The following is a 13,219-nucleotide window of genomic DNA, read 5'->3' as shown; positions in this document are numbered from 1 at the left end:
GGACGGCGAATTCGGGCCCAAATTTGGAATAGACAAAAGCCTCACCACTTCATGATTTCCGGACGTCGATGACCTGGCCATCTGCGAATGAGAACCTAGCGGACGAGTTCAAAGACGTCCGTCGAATTATTAGCACCCCGAACCCCAGCGGCCACTGACGGTGGCCTTGCCTAGAGCCTAAAGTTCACCCAAAGTTGTGTCACGAGTGGCAAATACTTGGGTTGTTTGTTCCTCTCGGCGCGAGCCTCCTTAGCGCTACTTGGGTCTTCGGGGCGGCCTACTGGGGAACTACGAGCCGTTCCTCAACGGTGTACGGGGTCGGCAAAGAAGGAAGGCGCCGATATTCGCCCGAGGAATCATGTGAAGACACCCGCCGTGGCCGATTCGTGGCATCGTTTGTTTTGCCCGGATAGCCTGCTGGGGATTCCGGGCCTTGCCTGGCGGCGGTGAGGGTCAGCAGTTCGGCGCAGAGGGCCCGGATTTGACGTTGGATGGCGGCGGATTCAAGGGTTTTGTTCTCCCGGCTTAGCCGGTTTTCGTCCAGCTGTCCGCCACTACGCCGGGCTGCACCAGCGCCTGGCTAAGGCACACGGGTCCGTGCTCATGACCGACGCCGGCCCGGCTGTCGGTCCTGGGGTCGGCTTCCGCAAACGGCAGCTGTGACGACCGCCGGGCCCCGACCGGCGCCTGGACCTGGGCGGTCCCCGGAATCAAAATCACGGTCCGGTGAGGCTGGCGACTCCGCAGCCGCCTGTCCGCCGGCCCGCTCGCATCCAGCTGAATTGACGCCATGGGATGCCCTGGGATGCCATTACACCGGAACACGCAAGGACACCAGTAGGTCACCGACCTGGCAGTCAAGCGCCGCGCAGATCGCCGTGAGCGTGGAGAACCTGATCGCCTTCGCCCGGTCGTTCTTGAGCACCGACAGGTTCACCAGACTCACCCCGACCTGCCTGCTTAGTTCCGTCAGGGTCATGCCGCGCGCCGTCAGGAGTTCATCGAGGCGGCAGTGAATACCAGACGAGTCGTCCGCCGGCATCAGACCAGGCCGTCGGTGTCGTGCTGAAGACGCCGGCCGTACTGGAAGGCACCAGCGACAAGCATCAGGACCAGGCCCAGCATTAACGGGGCAATATTGAAGTCGGCCGCGAAGCTGTGGGACTCCCCCGGGATGCGGGTGTTGGCCCCTATCATTTCTGCCAGCCGGCCGCGCGCAATGGCGTCAAGAATCTGACCCGTGGTCGCAAACAAGGCGAGAACGGCTCCGCAGGAACCGACGGTCCATGCGGATCCGGGGTTGAACAGGATCTCGCTCCGCAGCCGGTAAGCCAGCAGGAACACGAGTACCAGGACGGCCAGGAAACCGATCTGGTTCAGCGCGGCCGCCCAGGCCAGAAGCGCCGCAGGCCCGGAGGGCAGTGCCGGGAGGGTTGCCTCCACGGCGGTGAAGTGTCCGGTTACCCCGGGCATCAGGCCCGTGGCGGCGTGTTCTGTCGTGGCCACCGGAAGTGCCAGCGTTACAGGCCCGCCAGTGTAGCCAATAAGGCCAGAAACAGTCATCACGGTCGTGGCAAAGGCCGCGGCCGCCGAGGCGATCATGAGCACGACGGCGTCCGCTCTGGAAACGAACTTCTTCCCCCCGCTCTGTGGCCGGGCGTCAGCTTTGGTCAGCTTCATCGTTGCTCCAGGATTTATCGATATTCGTTATTAACGACTGTCGATAATCTATCCTTCCGGACGCCCACGGTCCAGTCTGGCTGGTCCCGCCGACAGCAGGATCATGACAGAGATGAGAAGGCCCCGTTGCCAAGGACAGCGGGGCCTTCTCATTGGTGGCGTGTGCCGGATCAGTGCTCGTCCTGGCGTGCCGCGTTACGCGACAGGCTGGTCAAACCGCTGGCCCTCCGGCTTGGACGCCAAGGCAGTGAAGACGAGCAGGATGATGCCGCCTACGAACGGGACCAGCCCGAGCAGCAGCATCCAGCCGCTGAAGTTGACGTCGTGCAGACGACGGACGGTCAAGGCCAGGGACGGGACGATGACCGCCACGTACCAGACAATGAACAGGATCAGCCCGACGGTCGAGCCGGGGCCGGGGACGCTCGTGCCGTCCCGGCCGACCGCCGCGCCGTCGGCGCCGAGGAGGAGCGTCAAGACGCTCAGCACGATGTACACGACGAAGGAAACCAGCGCCCACCACCAGTACTCACTACGGCTGGCCCGCCCGGAGAACGTAGCGTACTTCGCGAAGAAGCGCTTGCAGGCAGCCGGGAACGGCGCACCGTAATACGGGGCCCAAAGGGGCGGCTCCCCGCTCTGCCACGGTTGCAACTCTGTCTGCTGCGGCGTCTGCGGCGTCTGCGGCGTCGAATATTGCGGATAGCTCAAGAGGTTCCCCCATGGTTTTAGAGTGACGTAATGATATTAGAGTGACGCAACAAAATTAGAGTGACGTAACGACCTCATCGTAAGGTCCCAAGGGGTCAATTCAGGGTTCTGACGGACAACGTTCGCTTCGATTTTTCCGTTCTGTAGGACACAAGCGAGGGGCAGCACAATAACCCGGCAGGGCCAGCCCTCCTGAGAGTGTCTGCGTGACATGGCTAAGTGCAGGGACCCTCCGCCAGCCAGCGCCGAACGGGCCGAGGTCATTCCCCATATAATGCGGGCAATGTCATGCTGAACGCGATTGGGGAACCATGAATGAATTACGCACCGCGCTGATGGCAGCGGCCGTGGGCAGCAGGCCATGACCCGGACGAAGACCGCCGCGCGCAGCACGAAGCGGACAAGGGGCCGTCATCCGCGGGAACTTCCCGTGGCCGTGGCGAGCCTCCGCTGGGCGCTGCTGCGCCGGCTGCTGCCGGCGATCGCCGTGGGACTGGTGGTTGGCGGCATGCTATCGAATGCGTTCACGTTGGAGCCGGGCGACCCTGGGACCGAAATGGCCACGCTGGGGGGCATCACGCTGTCTCTTGCCGTGTTCCTTACGGTCACTTGGCTCTTCGGACGCAGCCGGCGTTCCGCCTTCACTGCCGCCGGAGGTGACCCGAAGGCCGCGGGTGCGCTTCTTTTCGGGGTCCTTACGCCCCGCAGACGCTCGTCAAAGTGCCGGGGCAGTTCCTTCGGCGGTGGCGACAGCTCCGGTGGCGACAGCTCCGGAGGAGACTGCGGAGGTGGCGACGGCGGAGGGGGGCGGCTGCGATTAGAACCCGCACCCGGGCAGGCCCGACCGTTCAGGATTCACGTCGGACCACTGCGGCCAGCTGGAAATGGATGGGCAGCGTCAGCTGCACCGGCGATGCCCCGACGGGCTCGTCGAGCAGCTCGTTGATCGAGGTTTGCCCTTCCAGCTGACCGGTCGGGTTTGTGTCCATGCCTAGAGCCTATGCGCAGCCGGCTCCCGGTCCGCCGAGGGACACGGAACTGCCCGGGCTCCAAAGGTGGGGAGTCCCGGGCAGGTCTTGCGCTGGCGGGTGCCTCGACCTAGTTGGCCTCGACCGGAAGGCTGGGTTCCCCGGCCGTGACAATCGTCTTTGCGTCATTCGAGGAAATCCGGGTTGCCAGTTCCCTGACGACTGCCTGGAGTTCCTGCCGCAACAGATCGGCGTCGATGGAGGCGGCGGCGAGGACGGAACGTTCCATGTCCGCGGCTTCAGCAACTGCCTCGCGGCCCCGGTCGGTCAGGGATACGACATGGCTGCGCCGGTCTGAGGTGCTCCGCTGCCGGGAGATGTGGCCGTGGACTTCCAACCGGCTGAGGGTCTTTCCCATGGTCTGCGCCTGCACGCGCACCAATTGGGCAAGTTGGGCCTGGGTCATGGGTCCGTTCACGGAGAGCACTTCCATGGCGATGACCCCGGCATGGGTCAGGCCAATGGCCCCCAATTTTTCGTTCCAGGAGTGTTCAACAAGGCGTGCTGCCGTGGACAATAGGCGCCCAGTGGGCCAGCGATCCATATCAGGCATACCCAAGAGTATAGCGAGCGCTGGATTCGGCGCTGCCACCGACGCTCATTAGGCTGGTATTTTGCCACCCCGGGACCACCCGGAGTCCACCCTCGAGAAGGAGCACAACTTGTCCGAACGACTCATCCCCGGTGATATGGCGCCGGCATTCACGCTGCAGGACCCGGACGGGCAGGACGTCTCCCTCGAGGACTTCCGCGGCCGCAGCACCGTCGTCTACTTCTACCCGGCTGCTTCCACCCCGGGGTGCACAACGCAGGCCTGCGATTTCCGGGATTCCCTGGCGTCGCTGCAGCGGGCCGGCTACGAGGTGGTGGGCATTTCCCCCGACCCCGTGGACAAGCTCGCCAAATTCGCAGCCGCGGAAGGGCTCACTTTCCCCGTGCTGTCAGACCCGGACCACACCGTCGCCGACGCCTACGGGGCCTGGGGTGAGAAGAAAAACTACGGCAGGACCTATGAGGGCCTGATCCGGTCCACGGTCGTGGTCGACCCCGACGGCCGGGTCGCCGTCGCGCAATACAACGTCCGGGCCACCGGGCATGTCGCCAAACTCCTCCGGGACCTCAAAATCGGCGTGTAGACGAACTCGTTCAGTCCCCGCGTGCCCATCAGCAGGGTCGGCGTCGGCCACATTCACGGCGTTGCACTTCCCGAGCGCCGTGTTCACCCGCCGTGGGTGATGCAGGCAAGGCTTCTGCAGTCCCACATTCACGGAAGGTCCGGTCCTCTCTGGCGTCACGGGATGGAGTTCGGTGCTTGAACTTGTCGCGGAGCTGGTGCCGCAGGCTGTTGGTATGGCGGCCAGTCCGCTCCCGCTGATCGCCGTGCTCGTCATGATCCTTTTCCCGAATGGCCGGGGCAGAAGCATTGGCTTTGCCGTGGGCAGGGTCCTCGCGGTCCTGGCGACGGTGGTGGCGGTGGCGGGCCTGTCCGAATTTGCCACCCAGGGGCCAGCGCCACGCTCCCGTTCGGCATGGTTGCCGCAGCCCTGCCGTCAATCGGCAAAGGCCTCTCCGGATTCTAGTGGTCGTTCCTGCGTGGACCCCCGCTCCTCGTAGTGCGCGGGAGGCCGGCCCGTGTCCTGTGAAATGTACAATGGAGGCTGGCATCCGCCCTCGACGGTCCTAGGACCCAACAGATGACGGTGCCCCGCGCGAGTGGTGGAATTGGCAGACACGCAGGATTTAGGTTCCTGTGCCTTCGGGCGTGGGGGTTCAAGTCCCCCCTTGCGCACACTAGGGAGCCCCGGTCTTCGGACCGGGGCTCTTTCCTGGTTAACCGGGGCTCTTTCCTGGTTAACCAGGGCTCTTTCCCTAATTCAGCTGCCTGATCTGCGGCAGATCATGCGCACAAAAAGAAATTTCATCCTGCACCCATCCGTTTCCCCGGACCCCGCGAATACCCATTGAGACACCAACCAAGGGTCGGTGCCCAACCAGTCGGAAAAGGGCCAAAGCGGCAACAGTTCGCCGCTGGCAACGATCGGCACAACAAAGGAGAAACTGAAATGCAGACCATCAAGCGCACGACTCTTTCCGTTGCAGGGATCGCTGCTGCAGCCATGCTCAGCCTCACGGCGTGTGGCGGAGCAGCCACCACGGCACCCGCCTCCTCGGCTCCCGCCGCCACCCCGATGGCATCGAGCATGGCGCCGTCGCCGTCCACCAGCTCGGCAGCAGCGATGGACCCGGCCGCCAACCTCGTCGGTGCAGGCTGCGCGGGATACGCCGCCCAGGTCCCCAGCGGCGCCGGCTCCGTTTCCGGAATGGCCCTCGACCCGGTAGCGGTCGCGGCGTCCAACAACCCGATCCTCACCACCCTGACCGCCGCTGTGTCCGGCAAGCTCAACCCGAAGGTTGACCTGGTGGACACCCTGAACGGCAGCGAGTTCACGGTCTTCGCTCCGACGGATGAGGCTTTCGCCAAGATCGATGCCGCCACGATCGAAACGCTGAAGACGGACGATGCCCTGCTCAGCAAGATCCTGACCTACCACGTTGTTCCGGGCAAGATCAGCCCGGACAAGATCGTCGGCACGCACGCCACGGTCCAGGGTGGTTCCGTCACGGTCACCGGCACCAAGGACGCCCTCATGGTCGACGACGCCAAGGTCGTCTGCGGCGGCGTCATGACCGCCAACGCCACTGTCTACATGGTCGACTCCGTCCTGATGCCCAAGTAGGCAGCACCAAGCACTCCTGCTGCGGTTCCAGCCTGACTCACTGGACCAACTGGGAGAATCGAAGGCCCGCACCGGTGGTGCGGGCCTTCGATTTGTCCCCTCCGGGGTGCCTGCCGGTGTCCTGCGTCCGGCTGGGGCCGGGCCGGCCCGGCTCACAGCGAGCGTCCGGGCCGGTCAACTACAATGGCCCTGTTCCGCAGCCGGCGGTCCATCCAGTCCCCCGAGGTGATACCCGAGTGCCCCAACGTACAGTGTCCAGCCGTACCGCGCGCCCCAGCAATGCCAGTCCAGCGCGGGCCAACGGAGCGCGGACCCGTGCAGTGCGCCGCATCGCAGCCGGCGTCGGTGCAGTGCTGCTGATGCTGCCGCTCGCCGCGTGCACCGGCACCCCCGGACCGGGCCCCGGCTCGGCCAGCTCCACTGATGCCGCGACCGGCTCCGCCGACGCCGCCCCCAGCGCCGTGTTCACCTTCGGCACCGCCTCGCAGCCGCTCGGGCTGGATCCCGCGGTCGTTTCCGACATCGAGTCCTACCGGATCACCCGCCAGGTCCTGGAGGGACTCGTCGGTGTCAACCAGACCACCGGAGAGCCCACGCCGCTGCTGGCCACCGAGTGGACGTCCAGCGACGATGGCCGCGCCTACACCTTCAAGCTCCGCGAGCAGGTGGCCTTCCAGGACGGCACCGCCTTCAACGCCGCGGCCGTCTGCAGCAACTTCAACCGCTGGTTCAACTTCCCCGACACGCTGCGGCAGCAGGCGCCGGGGACGACGTTCAAGGGCGTCTTCAAGGCCCACGCCGACCAGGCGTCGCTCTCGATCTACAAGGGCTGCACCGCCCTGGCCCCGAACAACGTGACAATCGAGCTGACCCAGCCCTTCACCGGGTTCCTGCAAGCCCTCACCCTCCCGGCCTTCGCCATCTCATCACCCCAGGCCCTCGCGACCCAGAACGCCGACCAGCTGAACCAGAGCCGCGACGGCCAGCCCGTCTCCGCCTACGGGCTCCACCCGGTGGGAACCGGCCCGTACGTCTTCAGCACCTGGAATCCGGACAGCATCACACTCGCCAGCAACAAGGACTACTGGGGGGACAAAGGCCAGATCGGCACAATCAACTTCGTCACCTACGACCACACCCAGACCCGGATGCAGGCCCTGCTCGACGGCAAGATCGACGCCTACGACACGGTGACCGTCGGCAACTTCGACCAGCTCGTGAAGCGCGGCCAGCAGATCATCCAGCGGGATCCCTTCTCCGTCATGTACCTGGGCATGAACCAGCAAGTGCCCATCCTGCAGAACCTCAAAGTCCGCCAGGCCATCGAAATGGCCCTGGACAAGGACACCCTGATCCGCAGGTTCTTCATTGACAACACCGCACAGGCCACGCAGTTCGTCCCGCCCAAGCTCAGCGGCTTCAACAACAACGCCCCGTCCCTGGGCCACAACCCGGCCAAGGCCAAGGAACTGCTCACCGAGGCCGGCTACCAGGGCGAGGAGCTGAAGTTCTACTATCCGCTCAACGTGACCCGGCCCTACCTCCCGACGCCGGAAAAGGTCTACGCGGAAATCAGCAAGCAGCTGACCGCCGTCGGGCTGAACATCAAGCCGGTGCCGGTCGAATGGTCCGAAGGCTACCTCCAGCAGGTCACCTCCCCCGGCGACCATGCCCTCCATCTGCTGGGCTGGAACGGCTCGTACTCCGACCCGGACAATTTCGTCGGGCCGCTCTTCGGCGAGAACACCGGCGAATTCGGCTACCAGGACCCGCAGGTCTTTTCCAAGATCGCCCGGGCCCGCGGCCTCCCGGAGGGCAAGGAGCGGACGGAGCAGTACCAGACCATCAACGCGCAGATCGCCGCCACGGTCCCCGCCGTGCCGATCGCCTTCCCGATCTCCGCCCTGGCCCTTTCGGACCGTGTGCTGAAGTACCCGGCGTCGCCCGTTCTGAATGAAGTTTTCACGAAGGTCGAGCTAAAGCCTTGACGGACGGGGCCAATTTCAGTATGAGGCGGGTCCGGGGATATTCTGTGACAGCCAGACCCGCTGCTATCGGAGACTGATTGTGACTTTCATTTCCAAGACCCAACATGCCGACGTCGTCCTGATTGGCGGCGGCATCATGAGCGCCACGCTCGGCGCATTCCTGAAGCAGCTTGAGCCGAACTGGACGATTTCCCTGTTCGAGAAGCTCGACGAGCCAGGTCTGGAGAGCTCCGGTCCGTGGAACAACGCCGGGACCGGACACGCCGCACTGTGTGAGCTTAATTACTCCCCCGCAGCCAAAGACGGCTCGGTGGACCCCGCCAAGGCAATCCTCATCAACGAACAGTTCCAGCTGTCCCGCCAGTTCTGGTCCCACCTCGTGACGAACGGCATGATTGGCTCCCCCAAGGGCTTCATCAACACCGTTCCGCACATGAGCTTTGTGATCGGCGAGGACAACACCAAGTTCCTGCGCACCCGCTACGAGTCGCTCAAGCCGAACCCGCTGTTCCGCTCGATGGAATACTCCGAGGACCACGCCCAGATCGCCAAGTGGGCCCCGCTGATCGTCAAGGGCCGCGACCCGAAGCAGCGGATCGCCGCCACTCGCGCCGCGGAAGGCACCGACGTCGACTTTGGCGCCCTGACCCGGGAGCTGACCGGCTACCTCGGGAATAACGGCGTGGAGGTCAACTACGGCCACAACGTCTCCGGCATCAAGCGCGCGGCGGACGGCGGCTGGGACCTTTCGCTTAAGCACCCCCAGTCCGGCGAGCACGGCTCCATCCACGCGAAGTTCGTCTTTGTGGGCGCCGGCGGCGGAGCCCTGCACCTGCTGCAGGCTTCCGGGATTCCAGAAAGCAAGGGCTACGGCGGCTTCCCGGTCTCCGGACAGTTCTTCCGCTGCACGGACGAGGCACTTGCGGGCCAGCACAGCGCCAAGGTCTACGGCCAGGCCTCCGTTGGCGCCCCGCCCATGTCAGTCCCGCACCTGGACACCCGCTTCGTCAACGGCAAGCGCTCCCTGCTGTTCGGCCCCTACGCCGGCTTCTCCACAAATTTCCTGAAGAATGGCTCCTACCTGGACCTGCCGCGTTCCATCCGGCCTTCCAACATCATCCCGATGCTGGCCGTCGGCAAGGACAACATGGACCTCACCGCCTACCTGATCAAGGAAGTCGCCAAGCGGCACGGCGCCAAGGTCGAGGCACTGCGCGAGTACTACCCCGCCGCGCAGGACGGCGACTGGGAACTCATCACCGCCGGCCAGCGTGTGCAGATCATCAAGAAGGACCCGAAGAAGGGCGGCGTGCTGCAGTTCGGCACCGAAGTCATCGCCGGCCGCGACGGATCCATCGGCGCCCTGCTCGGCGCGTCCCCCGGCGCGTCCACGGCGGTGCCGATCATGATTGAACTGTTGCAGAAGTCCTTCCCGAAGCAGTTCAAGGGCTGGCAGCCCCGGTTCAAGGAGATGATGCCCGGCTATGGCATCAAGCTCAACGAGAACCCGGACCTCGCCGCCCAGCTCGAAGCCGACACGGCCAAGGCACTGCAGCTGGAACCGGTCAACGCCAAGCGCAGCTGACGACCGCTCCAGGTCGCGGCCGGTTTGATCCCTTGCAAGCACGTCCGTCAACCCATCAGGAGACCTTGAGATGTTCCGGCTCGCAAAGCTGTCACTGGCCAACCGGGCCCTGATCGCGCTGGTGACCGTCTTCGCGTCGGTCTTCGGCGTGATCACGATGTCCTCGCTCAAGCAGGAGCTCATCCCGTCCATCGAGTTCCCGCAGATCACGGTTCTCACCTCGATGCCTGGCGCCTCCCCCGAAGTCGTGGAAAAGCAGATCAGCAGCCCGCTGGAGACCGCGCTCAAGGGCGTCGAGGGGCTGGAAACAACGTCGTCCACCTCGCGCAACGGCGTCTCCCAGATCAGCTTGGTGTTCACCTATGGTTCGAACCTGGACCGTGCGCGGAACCAGATCGACCGTGCCATATCCAATGCCAAACGGTCGCTGCCGGACGACGTCCAGCCCCAGGCGATCGCCGGTAGCATCAGCGATTTTCCGATCGTGTTCCTGGCCGTATCCTCGGACAAGCCGCTTAGTGAACTGAACGCCGATCTGGCCCGGCTCACCGTCCCGCGGCTGCAGAAGCTCGACGGCGTCCGCGGCGCCGAGGTGACCGGCGGCGCCACGCAGCACATCAAGATCCTTCCCCGCCCCGAGGCCATGGCGGCCTCCGGTGCGAGCCTCCAGTCGATCAGCCAGGCCCTCAGCAACAACGGGGCGCTTGTTCCGGCCGGCACCATCGAGGAGCAGGGCAAGACGCTGTCGCTGCAGATCGGCAGCCCGGTCGATTCGCTCGACGCCATCAAGGCGCTTCCGCTGGGCGGCACCAGGACCGCCGCGACCATTGGCAGCGTGGCCGAGGTCAGCATCGCCGAGGACGCGCGCACCTCGATCACCCGGACCAACGGTGCAGAAACCCTGGCCCTGTCCGTCACCAAGAAGCCCGAAGGTGACACCGTGGGTATCTCCAACGCGGTGAAGGACTCGATCCCCGAACTGGAGGCCGAGCTCGGCTCCAATGCCCGGTTCACACCGATCTTCGACCAGGCACCGTTCATCGAGAAGTCCATCAAGGACCTCACCACGGAGGGCCTGCTGGGGCTGGGCTTCGCCGTCGCGGTGATCCTGGCCTTCCTGATGTCCGTCCGCGCTACCTTGGTCACGGCCGTCTCCATCCCGCTGTCCCTGCTGATCACCTTCATCGGGCTTTCGGCCACCGGCTACTCGCTGAACATCCTGACCCTGGGCGCGCTCACCATCGCGATCGGCCGCGTGGTGGACGACTCGATTGTCGTGATCGAGAACATCAAGCGGCATCTGAGCTATGGCGAGGCGAAGATCACCGCCATCCAGACCTCCATCCGGGAGGTCGCCGGTGCCATCACGGCGTCAACCCTCACCACCGTGGCCGTCTTCCTGCCGATCGCCTTCGTGGCCGGCCTGGCCGGTGAGCTGTTCCGGCCGTTCGCGCTGACCGTCACCATCGCACTGCTGTCCTCGCTGCTGGTATCGCTGACCATTGTGCCGGTGCTGGCGTACTGGTTCCTGCGGAACCCCGCCGACAAGAGGGGCGCAGCCGGAGAAGCCACCGCCCAGGGATCCTCTGCCCGGGAGATCGCGTCGAGGGCCCATGAGGCGGAGCAGCGCACCGTCCTGCAGCGCGGCTACCTCCCGATCCTCACCAAGACGCAGAAGCACCCGGTGGTGACCCTGATCGCGGCCGTGCTGGTCCTGGGCGGCACCGCCGCCATGACCCCGCTGCTGGCCACCGATCTGCTGGGCAACTCCGGCGAAAACAGCATGACCGTCCGGCAGGCACTCCCCGCCGGCACCAGCCTGTCCGAAGCCAACGCCGCAGCCGTCAAGGTCGAGAAGGTCCTGCGGGAGATCGACGGCGTCAAGGACGTCCAGGTCACCACCGGCAACGCCCAGACCGGTTTCTCCGCGCTGCTCTCCGCCGGGGCTTCGAACTCCAGCTTCACCGTCGTGACGGAGGAAAAGGCAAAACAGGCCAAACTCAAGGACACCGTCCGCAGCGAGCTTGCCGGCATCCCCGACGCCGGCAAGCTCACAGTGGGCTCGCAGCAGGGCGGCTTCGGCACGTCCTCGACCGTGGACATCACCCTCAAGGCTGCCACCACCGCGGATCTCCGAACCGCGAGCGACGCCATGGTCCAGGCCATGGATGGTGTCCCCGGCTCCTCCGAGGTGGCCACCAACCTGGCCGCCAGCCAGCCCGTGGTCCAGGTCAAGGTGGACCGGGCCAAAGCCGTAGCCGCGGGCCTGAGCGAGGAACAGGTGGCCGGCGTGCTCGCCTCGACCATTAGCCCCATCCCGGCCGGAACCGTGCGGATCGACACCAACGACTACCCGGTCCGCATCGGCGAAGGCACCCGCTTCACCAGCATCGACGCCGTCCGCCAGACCCCGCTGCCGACGGCGGCCGGTCCCGTGCCGCTGGTGAGCATCGCCTCCGTGGAGCAGGTCGACGTCCCCGTCTCCATCACCGCCAGCAACGGCCAGCGGACCGCCCGGGTCTCCGTGACGCCGTCGGGCGCCAACCTCGGCGCGGTCAGCACCGAAGTCCAGGCCCGGCTCAAGACCGTCCAGCTGCCGCCCGGCGTCACGGCCGAGATCGGCGGGGCCACGACCCAGCAGGCCGAATCCTTTGCCCAGCTCGGCCTCGCCCTGCTCGCCGCCATCGCGATTGTCTATGTGATCATGGTGGCCGCCTTCAAGTCGCTGATCCAGCCGCTGATCCTGCTCGTCTCGGTGCCGTTTGCGGCCACCGGCGCCATCGGGCTGCTGCTCATCACGGGCGTGCCGCTGGGCCTGCCCTCACTGATTGGCATGCTGATGCTGGTGGGCATCGTGGTGACGAACGCGATTGTGCTCATCGACCTCATCAACCAGTACCGCCGGCCGCAGAACGGCGAACCCGGGATGAGCGTGGCGGACGCGATCACCCACGGCGCCCGCCAGCGCCTCCGGCCGATCCTGATGACCGCGCTGGCCACCGTCTTCGCGCTGACGCCGATGGCCCTGGGCCTGACCGGCGGCGGGGGCTTCATCTCCCAGCCGCTCGCGATCGTGGTGATCGGCGGCCTGATTTCCTCCACCGCGCTGACCCTGGTCCTGGTGCCGGTCCTGTACCGCCTCGTGGAAGGTCGTCGCGAGCGCAAAGCCCTGGCCAAGGCAGGGCCGGTTGCCGGTTCCGGATCCGGTTCCGGTAACGCTGCCAGTGCGGGAGCCGCACGGTCCCGTAGCCGGGGCCGCCGGGCTGCCCCGGGGGCCGTCCCCGACGATTTTCCGGATGACGTACCCGACGACGCACGCGTCACCTCGGGCTCGCACTAGCGTCCGCTGGTCCGCGGCACCCGGCACCTTCCTCGCCGGTCATCAGGAACGCGACAGCGTCGAGCTGTCGCCCATCGTCACGCCGTAGCGGACGCAGGCCTACCCCGGCGTGCCGGACCCTGCAACAAAGAGCCGCTTGCCAACCTTGA

At 65.6% G+C, this 13,219-nt stretch carries 10 protein-coding genes and 1 tRNA gene; 6 read left to right on the top strand and 5 right to left on the bottom strand.

All coding sequences use genetic code 11. The annotated features are described in order from the left end of the window. Nucleotides 1–811 precede the first annotated feature (811 nt). From QK291_RS13180 to QK291_RS13160, 5 genes are all read right to left on the bottom strand, one after another. Nucleotides 812–1,042, bottom strand: coding sequence for a helix-turn-helix transcriptional regulator (locus QK291_RS13180; RefSeq protein ID WP_282382573.1), 231 nt, complete (start codon nucleotides 1,040–1,042; stop codon nucleotides 812–814). After that, a complete protein-coding gene (locus QK291_RS13175) occupies nucleotides 1,042–1,680 on the bottom strand; it encodes a hypothetical protein (RefSeq protein ID WP_282382571.1) in 639 nt (212 codons plus the stop codon). Before QK291_RS13175 ends, QK291_RS13180 begins: the two co-directional genes overlap by 1 nt. A gap of 195 nt (nucleotides 1,681–1,875) precedes the next feature. After that, entirely contained in the window at nucleotides 1,876–2,391 is a 516-nt protein-coding gene (locus tag QK291_RS13170) for a DUF805 domain-containing protein (protein ID WP_282382569.1), read from the bottom strand. Between the two features lie 848 nt (nucleotides 2,392–3,239). Beyond that, a complete protein-coding gene (locus tag QK291_RS13165; protein WP_282382567.1) occupies nucleotides 3,240–3,380 on the bottom strand; it encodes a hypothetical protein in 141 nt (46 codons plus the stop codon). A gap of 109 nt (nucleotides 3,381–3,489) precedes the next feature. Beyond that, nucleotides 3,490–3,963 (bottom strand): MarR family transcriptional regulator, encoded by a 474-nt coding sequence (locus QK291_RS13160; RefSeq protein ID WP_282382587.1) that lies wholly within the window; start codon nucleotides 3,961–3,963, stop codon nucleotides 3,490–3,492. Nucleotides 3,964–4,081: 118 nt separating this feature from the next. Here QK291_RS13160 and bcp point away from each other — a divergent pair, with 118 nt between their 5' ends. The 6 genes from bcp to QK291_RS13130 all read left to right on the top strand — a co-directional run bounded on the left by bcp (nucleotide 4,082) and on the right by QK291_RS13130 (nucleotide 13,070). Beyond that, a complete protein-coding gene (gene bcp, locus QK291_RS13155; RefSeq protein ID WP_282382566.1) occupies nucleotides 4,082–4,555 on the top strand; it encodes a thioredoxin-dependent thiol peroxidase in 474 nt (157 codons plus the stop codon). A gap of 571 nt (nucleotides 4,556–5,126) precedes the next feature. Further along, nucleotides 5,127–5,208: transfer RNA gene (locus tag QK291_RS13150), tRNA-Leu, on the top strand. Nucleotides 5,209–5,482: 274 nt separating this feature from the next. Further along, on the top strand, nucleotides 5,483–6,157 hold the full coding sequence (locus QK291_RS13145; protein ID WP_282382564.1) for a fasciclin domain-containing protein: 675 nt from the start codon (nucleotides 5,483–5,485) through the stop codon (nucleotides 6,155–6,157). A 359-nt stretch (nucleotides 6,158–6,516) separates the two neighbouring features. Continuing rightward, a complete protein-coding gene (locus QK291_RS13140) occupies nucleotides 6,517–8,145 on the top strand; it encodes an ABC transporter substrate-binding protein (protein ID WP_282382585.1) in 1,629 nt (542 codons plus the stop codon). Nucleotides 8,146–8,224: 79 nt separating this feature from the next. Continuing rightward, nucleotides 8,225–9,730 carry a malate:quinone oxidoreductase gene (locus tag QK291_RS13135; protein WP_282382562.1) on the top strand — a complete coding sequence of 502 codons (1,506 nt, stop codon included), beginning with the start codon at nucleotides 8,225–8,227 and terminating at the stop codon, nucleotides 9,728–9,730. 70 nt (nucleotides 9,731–9,800) lie between these two features. Further along, a complete protein-coding gene (locus tag QK291_RS13130) occupies nucleotides 9,801–13,070 on the top strand; it encodes an efflux RND transporter permease subunit (protein WP_282382560.1) in 3,270 nt (1,089 codons plus the stop codon). Nucleotides 13,071–13,219 lie beyond the last annotated feature (149 nt).

Origin of the sequence: Arthrobacter sp. AL12 (assembly GCF_029960645.1) — a bacterium.
Lineage (GTDB): Bacteria > Actinomycetota > Actinomycetes > Actinomycetales > Micrococcaceae > Arthrobacter.
The sequence above is the reverse complement of the archived record's forward strand: the minus strand, read 5'-3'. Positions and strand labels throughout refer to the sequence as shown.